The organism is Aquimarina atlantica, assembly GCF_000626715.1.
Taxonomy (GTDB): Bacteria; Bacteroidota; Bacteroidia; order Flavobacteriales; family Flavobacteriaceae; genus Aquimarina; species Aquimarina atlantica.
Genome location: NZ_AQRA01000004.1, coordinates 347,553 through 363,877, shown reverse-complemented (window position 1 = coordinate 363,877; position 16,325 = coordinate 347,553). Strand labels below are relative to the sequence as shown.

Here is a 16,325-nt window from a genome sequence, read left to right as displayed (position 1 = left end):
TTTAGGATATAGTTCTTATATTCAAAAGTAAGAATTTAGTAGTATCTCTTATTCTATTTTGTACAATAAAGGAATTCTATATACTTCATCTATAGTTTTAAACTAAAGAAATTTTGATAAAATATCTTGAATCGTTAAAGAGTTAGAGATGAAGCAATATCAATAATGATTTATATTTATGTAGACTTTATATAGTTTTGAAAAGCTACTTTATAGGATTGTCCTATTGATAATTTAGTACCATTAATTGTTACCGAATTAGAATCAAAAGCCAAAATATGGTTTACATTAATAATGGTTGATTTATGAATCTGTATAAACCCTTTTCCTAGTTCATCCAGGGCATTTTTAATCGATTGCCTGGCAAGAATATTTTTTTCTTTAGTAATATAATTTATATAATTACCATCTTTTTGAAGATATAAAATATCATCGATACTGGTTTTAAACTGTTGCTGACCACTTTTTATATAGATGATATCATTAGTTACTTCTTGTGGTACAGATTCTTCAATAGTATCCTTAATTTTAAGTACCGCTTTTAGAAAACGTTCAAACGAAATGGGTTTTAGTAAATAATCAGCGACCTGGTATTCATAACTCTCTACGGCATATTCAGAATATGCTGTTGTTAATATAATTTTAGGAGGGTTTTCTAGTGTTTTTATAAAAGAAATACCAGATAATTGCGGCATATTGATATCCAGAAATATGAGATCTACGCTGTGTTCTTTTAAAAATACCAATGCTTCTATAGGATTTCTAAAGCTACGAATACATTCTACAAAGGATAGCTTTTTGATATAGCCTTGTAATAGCTCTATCGCATTAGGTTCATCATCTATAATTACAGCTGTAATCATATGGCAAGATCAATTTTTAATTGTACATAAAAGATATGCTCATCATCTTTGATATCCAAATTATATTGATTTGGATAGATCAAATGCAAGCGTTTTTTTACATTTTCTAAACCGATACCAGAGTATTTTTTTTCGAATTCGGTTTTCTTAAGATGATGTTTTGAGTTTTTAACTTCAAAATATAGTTGGTTAGCGTTAAGCTTTAGCTTGATATGAATAAAAGATTGGGTTTGGATGTCAAGGCCATGTTTAAATGCATTTTCAACAAAAGGAATTAATAGTGTAGGTGCAATTTTTGGATCTTCATTATTGGTTTTTGTAATAAATGAAATCTCAAAAGGATCTTCTGTACTATATTTTAATTTTTGAAGAGCAATATAGTTTTCTATAAATTCAATTTCTTTAGAAAGTAATACTTCTGCTGCTCGAGTATCATAAATCATAAATCGTAAAAGATCCGACAGTTTTGTTATCCCCGAAGAAGTCTCAGTATTTTCTGACCGTTCTGATATCGCCAATAAATTGTTTAAGGCATTAAACATAAAATGTGGATTGATCTGTGATTGCATCAATTGTAGTTCGGCACTTATCTTTTCTTTTTCTAAAGTTTGTTGATGTGTTTCCATTTTTAATTGATGTCTTAACATGCCATATACAACTGCAACCACCATAAAAAATAGGTTGTAAAATGTAAAGAACCGTATCATCATGGTATGAAACACAGTATTCTGAAAATATACAACTCCTAATTCTATTGATAAAAGGCCTGTTAAACTTAAAAAGAGTAGCCCAGAAAAGATCAGATACTTTTTAGATGAATAGTATTTTGGAGTTAGGTAAAAAGTAACGACATAAAAAAAAGGAATAATACTGATCATACCTATAAAATCGGGGAGAGTAAAAATCCCCATTTCTATAGTTTCTTGTACAATTGTTCCATTTTCATCTTCTACTGTATTTTCAACAATTCCTACCTCGGTTGTCAATAGTAAAATAGCAATAGAAGCAACCCAAAATAGAATATTCAGGAAAACCTCGATCCATCGTTGTAAAGATATTTGTTGTATGCTCACAATTCAAATGTATAGATAATTGTTGAACCAATTCTGTAAAAGTGATATACTCTTAATTTATGGTACAAAACCCCAAAATAAGGTAAGAATACGTTTGATAACCTAGATTTTGATATATATAACTTAGTTTTTACCTAGGTAACATTTTGTTGTAAACTGTTGATAACCATTTTAATATTGTTATTCAAAATCATTAAAAAAAGAACAGATGAAACATGTATTTAAAATAGTAGTACTGCTAAGTTTTCTACTATCCTGCAAACAAGAACCAACTGTAGCACAAGAAGCAGTTAGTAGTGCTACTGTAACCAATAAAGAGAAATTATCAGCCTATCTCAATGCATTAGAAAAATCAGGATTTTCTGGAAGTGTTTTGGTCGCTCAGAAAGGAAGCGTACTTCTAGAAAAAGGATACGGATATGCTAATCGAGAAAACAAAATCAAAAGTACTCCCAAAACAGTTTTCGATATTGGTTCGATCACCAAGCAATTTACGGGAGCCGCTATTTTAAAATTAGAAATGCAGGGTAAACTTTCTGTAGAAGATAAACTTTCTAAATATATAGTAAACGTACCCAAAGATAAACAAGATATCACCTTACATCATTTACTTACACATTCTTCAGGGTTTCAAGATGTAATAGGAGGTGATTATGAAAATATTTCTACTCAAGACTTTATCGAAGAAGCTTTTAAAGGGGAATTAGTATTCAAACCAGGAACCAGGTTTAGATATTCTAATATAGGATATAGTTTCTTAGGTATAATTATAGAAAAAGTCTCAGGAATGTCTTATGAAGAATATTTGATGAAACACCTGTGGAAACCTTCTGGGATGCACCAAACAGGGTATAAAAAACCTTTGTTTAATGATATAGCGGTGGGATATCGTAAAAACAAACATTGGGGAAAACCTACAGATAAGAAATGGGGTGTAGATGGACCATACTGGCACTTAAAAGCAAATGGAGGTGTGTTATCTACCACACAGGATCTGTATAAATGGCACCAAGCGTTGCTAGGAGATAAAATTCTGGATGCTACAGCAAAAACCAAGTACTATGGTAAACATATAGAAGAAGGAGAGGGGGCGGGATCATATTACGGATATGGATGGGCAATTTTTCCTACACCTCGTAATACCGAATTGATTGCTCATAATGGAGGTAATGGGGTTTTCTTTGCAGATATGTGGCGTTATCTCGATGAAGAGATTACTATTATTATAATGACCAATGCGGTGCAACGCAAATTCGAGAATATTACTTCTCAAATAGCAGGAATACTTTTAAAACCTGATTTCAATCCTACTGTTACTGAACAATCAAAGGGAACAATAATCGGAGAAATGGCAGATCAATTAGTAGAAGAGTTTATGCAGACGGTGCATCAAAATGATCAAAATACCTGGAAAACTTTTATAGAAAATAGAATGACTTCAATGTTTAAAAATTCTTTTTCTATGCAAAGACATTTAGCGATGTTTAAACAATTACATGAGAATCTTAAAGGAGGAAAGATCGTACAAATTATGGTAAAAGAAAATGAAGTAGCTCTTGGTGTTAAAACCAAAACCGAGGTAGAACAGATTCTATTTGATGTTACTCCCAATCCTAAAGGAGAATTAAGGATAGAAGGTATACGGTAAGAATTTAATATCCTTTTATCGAAACCAACTTGTTTTAAATTCATTAAAAGAGATAGTGTTAAACCTACTTCATTAATAAATTTAAAACAAGTTGATTATTACTTATAATAATATCTGTTGGTAATAGCTCTCGATATCGATGAAAACCTGTTTTATTATTGTTAAAAACTTATATTATAGTAAGGTTTATTTCTTTTCTATAACTCGTTGAATTTTTAAGTATATATGGTGAGTGATAAACTTTCAAATTTTAATTGAACTAAATGAATGATTTCACGGTATTAGTAAATATTACTAAACTTTCGTGAACAGCAGAATGCCTTATTTATTGTATATAATGTTGTAGTGAGTTGTCTGTTTTTTTGATAAAATTAAATGCTAAGTTTTCTTGCTACACCACAAAAAACTATGTCTGATATAAAAGTTTTGGTGTTTGACAACCTTTCTTCAGTTAATCTTTCTTCTAAACTATCGAGGTTTAGTTCGGATAAATTTTTTATTACTTCATGTTTTAGCATTCTTTCTTTCATTACGTTTGCTAAAAAACTCCAAGGAGTGAGCTGGGAAGGCGTACTAACTGTTGCTTCTGCCCAAATTTTCTCTACTTTCAATCCCGAATTTGTTAAAATCGTATTTAATTCAAAACCAAAGTTTAGATTTGCATTTTCTTTAGCAAGTGTCTTTTTTATGAGACCAATTATTTTCTGGTGAATAGGCATTCCTTCTAAGCCAATTGGAACGAGCGACATATCATTTTCTTGAACTAAAAATAAACCATTTGGTTTTAAGTGAGTAATAGCATTTCTAATGGTTTTAATCGGATTAGAAAGATACATCAATACACGCCTGACTATAATGACGTCAAATTTTGAATATTCTATCTCAAAGTTTTTAGTAATGTCGAGTTCGATAAACTTCATGTTAGAAAGCTCAAGTTCATTTGCTTTTTGTTTGGCAGCATTAATAGCATTTTTATTATTGTCCAATCCTACAACTATTCCGTGTTGACCGACAAACTTTGAAACTATAAAAGAGACATTTCCATTTCCGCATCCCAAATCTAAAACTCTCATCCCGGGTTTTAATTTACCAGTTTCAATGAGTCTTTCTGTTATATCATTTCCAATACTTTTCATTATGATTTTATGTTAATAATATATAAGTGAGAATTTTCTTATGTCTATAGAAAAATACCATTAGATTTTGTAAGAATTTCTGGGTGTTTGGCTGTTATTAATATTGTATGCTCGTGCTGAGAAACAAAACCGCCTTTGTCTCCAACTAAAGTCCAACCATCATCCAGTTCTATGGCAACAGTTGATTTTGTTGAAATGAAAGTTTCAATAGCTACTGTGGTATTTTTCTTAAATCTTTCTCTATTACTTCTAACTCTGTAATTCAAAATATTTTCTGGGTCTTCATGTAAACTTCTCCCAACTCCATGTCCAGCTAAGTTTTTGATTACTTTAAACCCATTTTTTTTAGCTTCGGTTTCTATTAGATACCCAATGTCTGAAATTTTCACTCCACCTTTTATATTATTTATTGCTTTACGCAATATATTTTTAGAAGCATCCACAAGTGGTTGGTGATTGTGAATATCTTTTCCGATAATAAATGAGCTTCCATTGTCAGACCAAAACCCATTCAGCTCAGCTGAAACATCAATATTAATTAAATCTCCTTCTTTTAGTATTTTATTCTCAGATGGGATTCCGTGAGCAGCTTCTTTATTTATACTTATGCAAGTATAACCAGGAAAACCATACATCTTATAAGGTGCAGATTTAGCTCCGTAGCTTTTTAAAATTTTGCCACCGTACTCGTCTAATTCTTTAGTAGACATACCAACTTTAGCGTATTTTTTCATTAGTTTAAGTGTAGTACCAACGACTTTACTAATTTTTTTCATTCCGATTAATTCGGATTCTTTTGTTATTGACATCTATATGCTTTTTCTGATTAATTATATGGTGAATCTCTGTGTATTAACATGGTTTTGTTTATTCAAATATATAGAAGTTGTTTTTTGATTTGGGAAAAAATGACTTTTTTATAAAAAAGAATTTACAATGATTAATTTTAGACTCATTACAGGCTATTTTCCAAGAAAAACAGTTTAAAATTGCTTTGATTTTATCCAGTTATTTATTGTTGAATTATTAATTATGAATCGATTAGAATGTTTAGGTCTAGTGTTTTTAACCTAAAACTTAGAAAAAGCTTTACATAGGATGCGCTGTTGGGTATTCGTTTTTTTTAATTTAGAATGCCTTAATCAAATACTATTTTACAACAGTGACTTCTAATTCTACTTTTAATGTTTCAAAAAGACTTTTTACCTCTAATAAAGTACTTGCTTGTTTTATGTTGTGTTTAGTTATCCAATTTTGGAAGACATCAAAACAAGAAAAAAACTCATCTGATGAAGTAGTATAGATGTTTAATCTAACAATATTTTTACATTCATATCCAGCTTTCTCAATAACTGTCTCTAAATTCTTAATAGATTCAATTAGTTGGAATTTCATGTCACCAGTACTTGATTTTCCATCATTGTTGATTGCCGTTTGTCCAGAAACATATAGGGTTCCTTCAGGTTTTTTAACTTCAATTGCTTGTGCATAACTTCTTTCATCCTGCCATTTCCATGGATTAATTATTTGTTTTTCCATTTGTTCCTTTTTTTTCTTTTGTGCTAATGTTGGCACTGTAGTTAATAATATAAGTACGAATACTATTACTTTATTTCTCATAAATGTAATTTTGTATTTACACTACAAATATTTGAATAATAGTATTGTTCGAGTGTGACAAACATCACAATTATGAAGAAATGAAAATTTTAGGAAGAAAGCCGACTAAGTGTCTCACGCGAAACACCTAAATATGAAGCTAAAAGGGTTTTGGGAACTCGTTGAAATAATAGAGGATATTGCTTAAGTAACTGTTCATACCTCTCTTTAGCATTTGAAGTTAGAAAAGATAAAATCCTATTTTGTGAAGCAATATGTCCTAAGTTAGATTTTTTGAGAAAGAAAGACCCCATTTTTGGTAATTCAGTTGATAATTTTTGATAATTCTTAAGACTAATCGAAAATACAATAGTGTTTTCAATACATTGCAGTGACATTTTAGCTTTAGTTTGCATAAAATAAGCTGAAAAATCACTTTCCCACCAATCTTCCATGGCAAATGACACAATATGTTGTTTCCCATCTTTATCGTTAAATACTAACTTTAAAAGTCCGGAAACAACATAGTAGCAGTAATTTACATTTTCTCCTTGTTGAATAAGAAAATCGTTTTTTTTATATTTTTCAATTGAAAAATGGGATAAAATAAAAGTAAACTCATCCTCTGTAAGAGGTATTAGCTTTTCGATATGCTCTTTTAATTTTTCCTTCATTAAAGAATAGTTCTAATTTTGGATATTGTACTTAAATGATGTCTAACACGAATCTTTGTATTAACCTGATTTTATCTATTTAAATATATAGAAGTTGTTTTTTGATTTGGGAAAAAAATGATTTTTTTATAAAAAAAACTTACCAAAATTTATGTTAAACTGAATACTGAACTATTTTTCAAGAAAAACAGTTCAAGATTACTTTGATTTTGTTCATCAAGGCTTTAAAACAAAAAATGATCAAAAACTATCAAGGATGTTTGAAAATACTTATATAAATACCTTCGATAGGTTTAATGTTGATAATTAAGATGGTATACTAGACTATTCTATTCAACATTTTGTTGTCTGTACTTCTTTCTTGAAAGGAAAATAAAAAGGAGGCTCTATTTTTTAAGAGCAATAATAGCATAAGTTGGAAAAGCATATGATTTTTTCTTAATAATTTTTCTGATTTCAAAATTATTTATTTGAAGAAATATTTCAATTTCATTTATGGTAAAAGTTCGTATTATCGAATTGTCTTTTCCGATTTCAATTAATTTCTTTCCTTCTTTTTTATAATAATTTGATTCCCAAATAAAATCCATTCCTTGTTTTAAATTTAGGTTCCACTTACTTTTTCGAACATAGTATATGTTATCATAACTTGCTTCGTGTGTTATTTCTTTTCCTTCAGAAATTTCTGGTATGAATTTATTGGCATCAATGAAATCAAAACAAAATACCCCTCCTTTTTCTAAATTATTATGAATGCTTTTTAAGGTAGATTCTACATCTTGATTGCTAAGTAGATAACTAATAGTCCTTCCTGTCATTATTATGCTTTCCACTGGTTTTTCAAGTTTAAAAGAACGCATATCTCCTTTTATATATATACAATCGGGGTTTTTTATTCTGGCTATCTCCAGCATTTCTTCATTTAAATCAAAGCCTAAATATTCAAATCCATTTTTTTTAAAATATGTTGTCAAGTTTCCAGTTCCGCTACCTATTTCTAAAAGGCTTTTTTTGTTATATTTCTTAAGTACTTCACTATAAAACTCATATTCATCTTTATAATCAATAAAAGTAGCATACATTGCATCATAAACTTTAGCTAAATCAGAATACAGGCTATTCATTTATGTTGAAATTTTTTATGAGTTATTTATTTTTTATAATCCCTAATATCTTCTGTTGCAGCTGTAAGAGTTTTCAGGAGAACAGAATCATATCTGTTAAGGAGCTTTTTAAATTTCTTATCATCTATCTTAATTTTCCCATTGTAAATAGCTTTTTTAAGAGGTCTTAAATCCAAGAGAGTCCAAAGATTTTTTTCTTGATGTTCAAATAGTTTTTTATACTCTGGAACATATTTCAAGCGATCAATTTTTTCTCCACTGCTTCTAATGTAATACCTACCAGCAAGTGCAAGATTAAAACTTTTAGAACTATTTAATATTGCTAATTCATATAGAGTATTTCCAATATCATAAATTGCTAAAGGATTTTTTCCATAAACGGTATGCATACTACCCATCTTCAAGACCATTTTTGGGTTGGGCTCCTTTAATAAAGCTTTTTTATAATAGTCAAAAAAGTAATGTTTCATCATAATCGCTCTTGAGTTATTACTTTCAAAATATTGTTTTGTCGGGCCGTTTCCGTAAGCATATATTTGCCAACTTTTTTCTAACTCTGTTAATAGAGTAGTAACCTCGTTATCTGTTCCTTTTGATTCAGAAATAAACTCAAGAATATGTTTATCCATTAATAGAAGATTAAATTTGGATTTGGATTTCGTAGTAAGGTGTTTTAATAAAGAAGCGTGAGCTTTTTTATAGATCTGTTCATAATCTTTTGAATTATTTTTTAGTTTTTTTACCGTATTAAAAATTTCATCAAATAAAAAGGGGGCAGCATACACAAACTCTTGATCGATTCCCCAGATAGTATAGTTATTAATTAAAGCAGTTTGTAGCATTCTAACTTCATCCATCCCATCAAAAAAGGGAATTGGATTTGTTAAATTATCTGGGTTGTATTTTTTATAAAAATTTGATAGAGAATCAACACCATTTTTTTGCTTAATAATAGATAGTAATTTTTTATTACTGAAAGGACCAATTTCAATAGCAAAATTGTTGTATCCTACAGGCTTTAGTAAGTTAAGAATAGCAGAAGTAAATAGGGGAGTCTCTTGATTTCCATGTAACTCACCAATCATGAAAAATTGAGAATTTCCAGCTTCTTTTTTTAAAAAATCTTTTCCATTTCCAATAATTTCATTGTTTACAATTTTGAAAGTATATTTATTTGATTGAATAATGGAGTCAATAGAATAATCATTTTGTGCGGACAACTTTTTTGAAGCAAAACAAGCAAATAACAAAATAATAAGAAATAACAATTTTCTGATTTCTTTCATAGTATTGGTTTTAAATAAAAGATGGAATACAATGATAAATGTTACAGTTTGCCTAAAAAATAAGAGTTAATTCATTATCTCTTTCTAATCTAAAAAAAGAAGTAGTTAATTTTGAATTACCATAGTCTTTAATTATTGCCACTGGGAATATGTTCTAATGTATTTAAATATTCAATGTTGATTATGCGATTAAATCTTTTTTGATATTGCTTTTTGGGAAGAAATCTTAATAATAAAAGGAGTAGTTTTTTTTGAAAACTAGTATTTGTCATTGACATTTTACCAATTTTCCAGGATTGCTTCACAATGTATTTAACTTTTTTAGATCTTATGTTTTGGTATTCAGAAAAAGCATTACCGGTATTGTTTTTAAAACAAAGCCCCAAAGTGTACGCATCTTCGATAGCTTGGCAAGCTCCCTGTGCAAGATTAGGTGTGGTAGCATGAATAGCATCACCAATAAAAACAGTATTGTTTTTAAACCAGTCTTTATAGCTGGGATTTATATCTGCCAATTCATTTTGAAGAATGTCGCTTTCGGTTGTTTTGTTTAGCATATCCAACACTATAGGAGCAAAATTTTGATAAGTTTCTATTAGGTACGATTTTAGAGATGTCGACACATCTTTATTGAAATTCTTTTTTTCCTGTACTGCTAACCAGAATATTTTGGTATCGTTTAATGGCAAAAATAAAAATCGCAACGTTCCTTCAAAAAGCTCATAATATGTATGTTTTAGATCAGAATTAATATCAAACTCAGTAATTCCTCTCCAAATTATTTGATGCGTATGTCTTATTTTAATTTCGGGAAAAATAGATTTTCTAACGGTAGAATTAATACCATCAGAAGCAATTAAAGTATCAAATTCTCTAACCGTATGATCGTTAAACGTAATTTTTACACTTTCTTCGTTTTCAATACTTTTAACTTCTTTACCTAACTCATACGAGTTTTGATCTAATTTGCCAGAGATAACATCTATGATTGATGCTCTATGAATGCAATAAACCTCTTCTGGGAAAGGAACCGTTTTTAGAATTTTTAATTTTTTGGTGGCAAGTATTGTTCTTTTTAGCAAATGCCCTTTTGCTCTTAACTCTTCACCTATATTAAGTTTATCAAATATTTTTAGAGCATTAGATGCAAGTCCGATACCTGCTCCGACTTCTTTAAATTCATTAGATTTTTCAAAGAGTTTAAAATCCTGGTTATTCTTTTTTAAAGTCAGAGCCATTGTTAAGCCACCGATTCCTCCACCGACAATTGCAATCTTATCTTTTGTATCTCTCATTTTACCATAATACTGATAACGGTAGCATGTATGGGTAGTAGCAGGTTGTTATTACTAACTTTTTAGTTTTTTACCAATCTTTGCTTTATCACTTAAACCGTTATTTGTTATTCACATTATTACCTGTTGATTTTACTTACAAATATTCGATTAAGATAATAAGAAAACTTATAACTTATTGGTTTATAAAATAATCCCAGGTTGCTTTCGAAATATCGGATATCATTTTCTCGTTAGTTTCAAAGTTTTCTGCTGACTCTGTGATAAAAACACTTATGATAAAGTATTTTCCATTTGGTAGAAAAACAATTCCAATGTTGTTTACTGCGGCAGTTATCCCTGTTTCTTTATGTGCTCCCGACCAGCCTGTTTTATGCGCTACTATGGTTTCTTTAGGCAATTGCCCTCTTAATCTGTTCTTACCTGTTTTAGTTCCTTTCATTACATTCCACACAAATTCGTGACTTTTTTTGGAAAGTAGACCGTTACTGTTTTTATAAAATGTTGCCAGGATCTTGTTCGCTTCTTTTGGTGTTGTCCAATTTAAAAACTGTAGATCCCAATTGTTTTGCATGGTTTCTTCGTTTATTTTTACAGAAAAATCTTTAAAACCGAGCTTAGAAAAATAATTTTCAACAGCTTGAGGTTTGCCAAGAAGTTTTAGTAGTACATCACAACCTACGTTATCGCTTAAAGCAACTGTATATTTCATAATTTCTGCTATGGTAAGTGTAGCTCCTTCGGGATATTTTTTTCGTATAGGGCTCCATAGTCCAGGCAATAACTCACTTTTCTTGATATCAATTTTTTGCTCAAGAGAAAGGTTACCTTTATCTATTTCGGATAAAATAGTCAACGCAATTGGAAACTTGAACACGCTTTGCATTGGAAAATGTCTTTGTCCATTGATACTTAATGTGTCTTTAGTTTCCATTCCATTAATTGCAACTCCAACTACTGCGCTTTTGGAGTTTATAATACCTTCAATTTTCTGTCTTAGTGTTTCAATCTTTTGTGAATATCCTTGTGCAAAAATTATTAAACAGATTAAGAATGTTATAGGCCTTTTTTTTACCATAATTTTTCTTTTTGTTGTAACTAACGTTTACTATATGACAAGTATTGCGGTAGAAAGTGATAAGCTATCAATTTAGTAACGAATCTCTTATTGGGCATGTGCTGGTTTTTCTACACTCAACCTATCAAAATACTCATTCATTTTATCCCAAATTGCATAGTATTCTAGTTCTTTAGAGCGTTCATCATTTCCCATATCTGTATTAATCACAATATACCTTCCTGTTTTTTTCTCTTTATCAAAATACATCCACGTTCCGACTCCCGCATCACCGCCAGAATGCCCTATGTATCCCAAAGCACTATGCCCAATAAAAATTGCAGGACTGTAATCTCCGTTATATGGGTGACCCGCATTTCTTGATTCAAAGTTTTTCTCTTCTAATTGCTCTGTAAAGAGTTCTTTATAACTATTTTTAGAGAGTAATGTACCTTCACCACAATATCCTTTAACCAGTTCTGCTAAATATTTTGCCATATCACTACTTGATGAAATAAGCATTCCGTCGGGATAAGTTATTGCAGTATAAAATGGTAAAAGTGTATTGTCATTTCTATACAACCTAGAATGCTTTTTTATATTAACATCTTTTAAGGACCAACCTGTCGAATTCATACCTAATGGTTTAAGTATATGTTCTTTTGTAAATGAATCGAATGTTTTACCTGTTGCTTTTTCAATAACTAAAGCACACAAAGTTGCACCTATATTTGAATAATTATAACGTTCGCCTGGTTTGAAGTTTAGATAATTATCACCTTGATAAAATGTACCATTGATTTCTAAATATCCTTTCAAGTATTCTTCCATAGGGATATTGAATTCAGATGAATTTAATCGCTGTGCAGGGTAATCTGTACTCACATTTGTTAAGTCTTGATTTTTTGTGAGAATCCAAGCTTTTTGCATATACTGCTCGGTATCATTAATACCTGATGTATGTGTGGCTAATTGTCTTATTGTTATTTTTTCATTTGGATAATTAGGATTAATTACTTCGAATGGTAAATAATTATGAATTGGATCATCAAGCTTTAATTTCCCCATTTCTTGTGCCTTCATTAATGAAATCCCTATTAATGTTTTAGACACAGAAGCAATATGTTGGATTGTGTGTTCTGTATATTTTTCTTTTGTTTCTTGATTAGAATACCCAAACCCTTTTTCGTATAACACTCCGTTTTGGTTTACCATAGCGACAGCAAACCCGTTTATTAGTCCACTTTTCTGAATAGAATCTAACTCTGCTGTCAAAGAATCTCTTACAATTTGGACTTCACTTTTAGTATTATCGTTGTTTTTTTTACTTTGATTACATGACGAAAATGCAATTCCTAAGATTACTATTAAAGCTATTTTTTTCATTTGTTCTTTTAGTTTCCTTAAAGGATTAAAAAAATTGATTTTTGTTACAGTTTCGTTTTTCAGCTTGTAGATAATAATCTTAATATGTGCAATTAACAACCGTCTTACTGTTTACTTTTGCACAATAGTCAAAGGGTAGGTAGGATCTAAAATTTTAAATCCTAAATCACTAAAATAGCGAATGCCATTTGTTAAGACAACAACACCTATTTGATCTTCAACATTAAATCCAGCAAAACTAACAAAGCCTTTAGATCCACCTTTATGATAAATTAAAGTTTTTCCAGATTCTTTTCTTCTTAGGATACTCCAGGCTAGCCCTAATGTCTCTTTTTTATTTGAAAATCGTTCCTTATGAGTCATTTCGAATGCTTCACTCAAAGGTGTGACATACAAGTCGAGTTGTGCTTTTATGAATTGTATCAAGTCTTTTGGACTTGTTTTTATTCCGCCGCCAGCAGGAAACTGCCCCATATCTAGTTCAGGCATCTGTTTACCATTTCTATAGGGCATAATTAACCGATCTCTTTTGTTTTGAGGCACAACAAAATAGGTGTCATTCATTTCCAGCGGTTTCAATATTCGATCTTTTATCAAATCTTCATAAGTTGTATTCATTCTGTTTTCTATAGCAAGTTCTAATGGTAAATAGGCAAGACTTGAATACCGATAGGTTCTTGTACTATTTGTCATGGTATAGCCAGATAAGTATTCGTTTAAATCATCTACAGAATAGTCTTTATATCGATTAGAATCCTCTGTTTTTGTATTGGTTGGATTGCGCGGAAGTCCAGAGGTATGATTGAGTAAATCTTCCAGTGTAATTGTTCTGTTACTCTTTGCTAATACTTGTTTAAAAACGGGGACATATTTTTCAATAGCATCATTTATCTTAATTTCACCTTTCAGTTCTAAATCAGCAAGAAGTGCGGCTGTGAATGGTTTTGTAATAGATGCAATTTCAAAAATTGAATACTCGTCTGGTTTTGATGTATCGTCAAAAGATTTTTGTCCAAAACCATAATAACGTGCACCGCTTTTATCTACAACACCAATTACAGTACCTGAATGGTACCCTAAATCTATTCGTTTTTGAGTCTGCTGTTTAATATCTTCGGGTAAATCCGGTAGTTGTTCCTGAGCATAACTTAGCGTACTTATAGATACAAAAATGAATACAATTAAAAATTTAAATTTCATGATTAAAGTTCTATTAATAGGGTTGTTAGTTAATATATAAAGCGTAGCGATAGAATGAAAGCTATGATTTTATATAGTGTTATGTGCGTTTTATCCATTTAAAAGCTTGATAACTCTACTTTTAAATATATTATCTTCTTCGAGTATTGAAATACTACCTGGATTAAGCCTGTAATTGATATAACCCATCGATGAAATATCAATTTTTTGAAAAGCTGCGATAAAAAACGTTGCTGCAAATCCATGTGTTACAACTATTATATCTTTTTCCAATTCTATTATCTCATCAACAAATTGACATATACGTTCTGCTACATTTCTTCTAGTTTCTGCTCCTTTACATATCCGATGATCTAATCTGTTTCCATTAGGGCTTACAGGTATCATGATTTTATTATGCTCACTTTGTACCATTCCTCCATGTGTTCCAAAAGACATTTCTCTAAGTCTTTGATCGAGAATTAGTGGTGTATTTGTCCCGTTCGTCAAAATCTGAGCTGTTTGGGCAGCTCTTTTTAAATCTGAACTATAAACAGTTAAGTTTTGAACATCAAACCCCAACTCTCTAATCTTACTTGGCAACAGAGATGCTTGTTGTTTTCCTTTTACTGTTAGATCTGAGTCGAACCATCCACCAACCCTTCCGTCTACCGTATGTGTGGCTTCACAATGAGTAATCAGACAAATTCGTTTCATTTTTGATTTATTTACAATTATACATAAGTAGCTATGTAAAAGCAATCTGTCGAGTATCTTTAAAATGTTGTAAAATATATAGATATGGGCACAAGACAAACTGCATGCCCTAAAATATTCATTGGGATTGACATACGCAAACGTAGCTAGAAGATTCATAGTTCTACAGGGGTATCCAATAGGCTGAATTATAAACTCCCTCTCTCTAACCGATGACGCGGATTTAAGATACAAATCCGTGCTATAATAGTTTGTTATACATTTCTGTTTTATCAGGAATCCGGAAGCACATGTAACCAATGCTTATTGGGTTGTGTCCCATTTTCTAAATGATGTTTTGCAATACTTTTAGCTAATTTAATAGCTTCATTAGTAACACGTACAGCTATTTCTCCTAACCCGTGATCAGGGGTAGCAAACCAATCTTCATTAGAGGCTATCAATTCTATTATGGGATAATTTAGATCCCAAGAATTAATCGCTATTAGATTTCCTGCGATTAATTGAATTAATAATTGCTCACGGTTCTTATCTTTCCTTATCCAGTCTGCTAAATAAGGTTCACTATACCAACCTTCATTATGTCCGTATTGCCCACAACAATTTCCAACACGTGCAACCCAAAGTGCCATGGTCGCATTAGTCCATCCATGGGCCCAAAATACATCGGCAATATCACCTGCATGGTCTGTCTCATGATCTAAATCACAAGTTTCTAAAAATCTTATAAATAAAGGAACAGATTCAATAGATCTGCAGGCTAGCCAGGAGGCTTCTGATTGACCTAAATTACTTTCGTTATCACACCAAATTGCCTCATCGATATCATAGGAAGCCTTTATACAAGCTTCAACAAAATTTCTTAAAGAAGATATATGTTTGTCTACTATTGATTTGATACCTAAATTACCTATAAGATCAAGAAGACTAAACCATTGTCCAGCTTTTGAAAGTCTTATACCAACAAAGGAACCAGTATGCTTTTCTACAAAATCAGATAATTGTTTACTGGCAATATCCAATGCTTCAAAAACTTCAAAACCCCATTTTTCATTAAAAGTATCAACATGATCTGTATCCTCGAATTCACCATGATCATTTGCATAAAAATAAATCGGGCCAGCAATGTGGAAATACCCTTCTTTCATAAGTATCTTTATTTTATTCCTTATAATTCAATAGCGCAGATTTGCAATCCGTGCTTTTAAAACTTCAAAATAAATTTAAAACAACCATTTCTAATTCATGAACTAAATCTGCATAATTTCTGGCAAAACTAAAAATATAA

General features: G+C 30.6%; 15 protein-coding genes. 1 reads left to right on the top strand and 14 read right to left on the bottom strand.

Going from position 1 to position 16,325, the window contains the following annotated elements; all coding sequences use genetic code 11:
* Positions 1-176 precede the first annotated feature (176 nt).
* Together ATO12_RS10570 and ATO12_RS24805 are read right to left on the bottom strand one after the other, a co-directional pair.
* The gene (locus tag ATO12_RS10570) at positions 177-863 is read right to left on the bottom strand and encodes a LytR/AlgR family response regulator transcription factor (RefSeq protein WP_034241734.1); all 687 of its coding nucleotides are present in this window, start codon (positions 861-863) and stop codon (positions 177-179) included.
* Positions 860-1,936 carry a sensor histidine kinase gene (locus tag ATO12_RS24805; RefSeq protein ID WP_051575742.1) on the bottom strand — a complete coding sequence of 359 codons (1,077 nt, stop codon included), beginning with the start codon at positions 1,934-1,936 and terminating at the stop codon, positions 860-862. Before ATO12_RS24805 ends, ATO12_RS10570 begins: the two co-directional genes overlap by 4 nt.
* A 208-nt stretch (positions 1,937-2,144) precedes the next feature.
* On the opposite strand from ATO12_RS24805, the gene ATO12_RS24800 reads away from it, so the two are divergent.
* Positions 2,145-3,584, top strand: coding sequence for a serine hydrolase domain-containing protein (locus tag ATO12_RS24800; protein ID WP_051575741.1), 1,440 nt, complete (start codon positions 2,145-2,147; stop codon positions 3,582-3,584).
* 371 nt (positions 3,585-3,955) lie between these two features.
* On the opposite strand, the gene ATO12_RS10555 is transcribed toward ATO12_RS24800, so the two are convergent.
* The 12 genes from ATO12_RS10555 to ATO12_RS10500 all read right to left on the bottom strand — a co-directional run bounded on the left by ATO12_RS10555 (position 3,956) and on the right by ATO12_RS10500 (position 16,185).
* Entirely contained in the window at positions 3,956-4,720 is a 765-nt protein-coding gene (locus ATO12_RS10555) for a class I SAM-dependent methyltransferase (RefSeq protein ID WP_034241732.1), read from the bottom strand.
* 44 nt (positions 4,721-4,764) lie between these two features.
* Positions 4,765-5,529 carry a type I methionyl aminopeptidase gene (gene map, locus ATO12_RS10550; protein WP_034241729.1) on the bottom strand — a complete coding sequence of 255 codons (765 nt, stop codon included), beginning with the start codon at positions 5,527-5,529 and terminating at the stop codon, positions 4,765-4,767.
* A 340-nt stretch (positions 5,530-5,869) separates the two neighbouring features.
* Positions 5,870-6,259: a RidA family protein gene (locus tag ATO12_RS10545; RefSeq protein WP_034242042.1), complete on the bottom strand. Its 390-nt coding sequence runs from the start codon at positions 6,257-6,259 to the stop codon at positions 5,870-5,872.
* Between the two features lie 170 nt (positions 6,260-6,429).
* Positions 6,430-6,993 carry a Crp/Fnr family transcriptional regulator gene (locus tag ATO12_RS10540; protein WP_034241727.1) on the bottom strand — a complete coding sequence of 188 codons (564 nt, stop codon included), beginning with the start codon at positions 6,991-6,993 and terminating at the stop codon, positions 6,430-6,432.
* 386 nt (positions 6,994-7,379) lie between these two features.
* Complete coding sequence (locus tag ATO12_RS10535) at positions 7,380-8,117, bottom strand: class I SAM-dependent DNA methyltransferase (RefSeq protein ID WP_034241725.1); 738 nt, start codon at positions 8,115-8,117, stop codon at positions 7,380-7,382.
* Between the two features lie 26 nt (positions 8,118-8,143).
* Complete coding sequence (locus ATO12_RS10530; protein WP_034241723.1) at positions 8,144-9,403, bottom strand: hypothetical protein; 1,260 nt, start codon at positions 9,401-9,403, stop codon at positions 8,144-8,146.
* 128 nt (positions 9,404-9,531) lie between these two features.
* A complete protein-coding gene (locus ATO12_RS10525; RefSeq protein WP_034241721.1) occupies positions 9,532-10,698 on the bottom strand; it encodes an FAD-dependent monooxygenase in 1,167 nt (388 codons plus the stop codon).
* A 175-nt stretch (positions 10,699-10,873) separates the two neighbouring features.
* Positions 10,874-11,779 carry a class A beta-lactamase, subclass A2 gene (gene bla / locus ATO12_RS10520; protein WP_394331713.1) on the bottom strand — a complete coding sequence of 302 codons (906 nt, stop codon included), beginning with the start codon at positions 11,777-11,779 and terminating at the stop codon, positions 10,874-10,876.
* A gap of 84 nt (positions 11,780-11,863) precedes the next feature.
* Positions 11,864-13,141 carry a serine hydrolase domain-containing protein gene (locus ATO12_RS10515; protein WP_034242041.1) on the bottom strand — a complete coding sequence of 426 codons (1,278 nt, stop codon included), beginning with the start codon at positions 13,139-13,141 and terminating at the stop codon, positions 11,864-11,866.
* A gap of 111 nt (positions 13,142-13,252) precedes the next feature.
* The gene (locus ATO12_RS10510; RefSeq protein WP_034241717.1) at positions 13,253-14,341 is read right to left on the bottom strand and encodes a serine hydrolase domain-containing protein; all 1,089 of its coding nucleotides are present in this window, start codon (positions 14,339-14,341) and stop codon (positions 13,253-13,255) included.
* A 90-nt stretch (positions 14,342-14,431) separates the two neighbouring features.
* Positions 14,432-15,037: a histidine phosphatase family protein gene (locus ATO12_RS10505; protein WP_034241715.1), complete on the bottom strand. Its 606-nt coding sequence runs from the start codon at positions 15,035-15,037 to the stop codon at positions 14,432-14,434.
* Positions 15,038-15,309: 272 nt separating this feature from the next.
* Positions 15,310-16,185, bottom strand: coding sequence for a hypothetical protein (locus ATO12_RS10500; RefSeq protein ID WP_034241713.1), 876 nt, complete (start codon positions 16,183-16,185; stop codon positions 15,310-15,312).
* Positions 16,186-16,325 lie beyond the last annotated feature (140 nt).

Bases quoted from the DNA above. Each gene is read 5' to 3' on its own strand.
- ATO12_RS10570 (WP_034241734.1), bottom strand. From the start codon at position 863: ATGATTACAGCTGTAATTATAGATGATGAACCTAATGCGATAGAGCTA.
- ATO12_RS24800 (WP_051575741.1), top strand. From the start codon at position 2,145: ATGAAACATGTATTTAAAATAGTAGTACTGCTAAGTTTTCTACTATCC.
- ATO12_RS10555 (WP_034241732.1), bottom strand. From the start codon at position 4,720: ATGAAAAGTATTGGAAATGATATAACAGAAAGACTCATTGAAACTGGT.
- map (WP_034241729.1), bottom strand. From the start codon at position 5,529: ATGTCAATAACAAAAGAATCCGAATTAATCGGAATGAAAAAAATTAGT.
- ATO12_RS10545 (WP_034242042.1), bottom strand. From the start codon at position 6,259: ATGGAAAAACAAATAATTAATCCATGGAAATGGCAGGATGAAAGAAGT.
- ATO12_RS10540 (WP_034241727.1), bottom strand. From the start codon at position 6,993: ATGAAGGAAAAATTAAAAGAGCATATCGAAAAGCTAATACCTCTTACA.
- ATO12_RS10535 (WP_034241725.1), bottom strand. From the start codon at position 8,117: ATGAATAGCCTGTATTCTGATTTAGCTAAAGTTTATGATGCAATGTAT.
- ATO12_RS10530 (WP_034241723.1), bottom strand. From the start codon at position 9,403: ATGAAAGAAATCAGAAAATTGTTATTTCTTATTATTTTGTTATTTGCT.
- ATO12_RS10525 (WP_034241721.1), bottom strand. From the start codon at position 10,698: ATGAGAGATACAAAAGATAAGATTGCAATTGTCGGTGGAGGAATCGGT.
- ATO12_RS10515 (WP_034242041.1), bottom strand. From the start codon at position 13,141: ATGAAAAAAATAGCTTTAATAGTAATCTTAGGAATTGCATTTTCGTCA.
- ATO12_RS10510 (WP_034241717.1), bottom strand. From the start codon at position 14,341: ATGAAATTTAAATTTTTAATTGTATTCATTTTTGTATCTATAAGTACG.
- ATO12_RS10505 (WP_034241715.1), bottom strand. From the start codon at position 15,037: ATGAAACGAATTTGTCTGATTACTCATTGTGAAGCCACACATACGGTA.
- ATO12_RS10500 (WP_034241713.1), bottom strand. From the start codon at position 16,185: ATGAAAGAAGGGTATTTCCACATTGCTGGCCCGATTTATTTTTATGCA.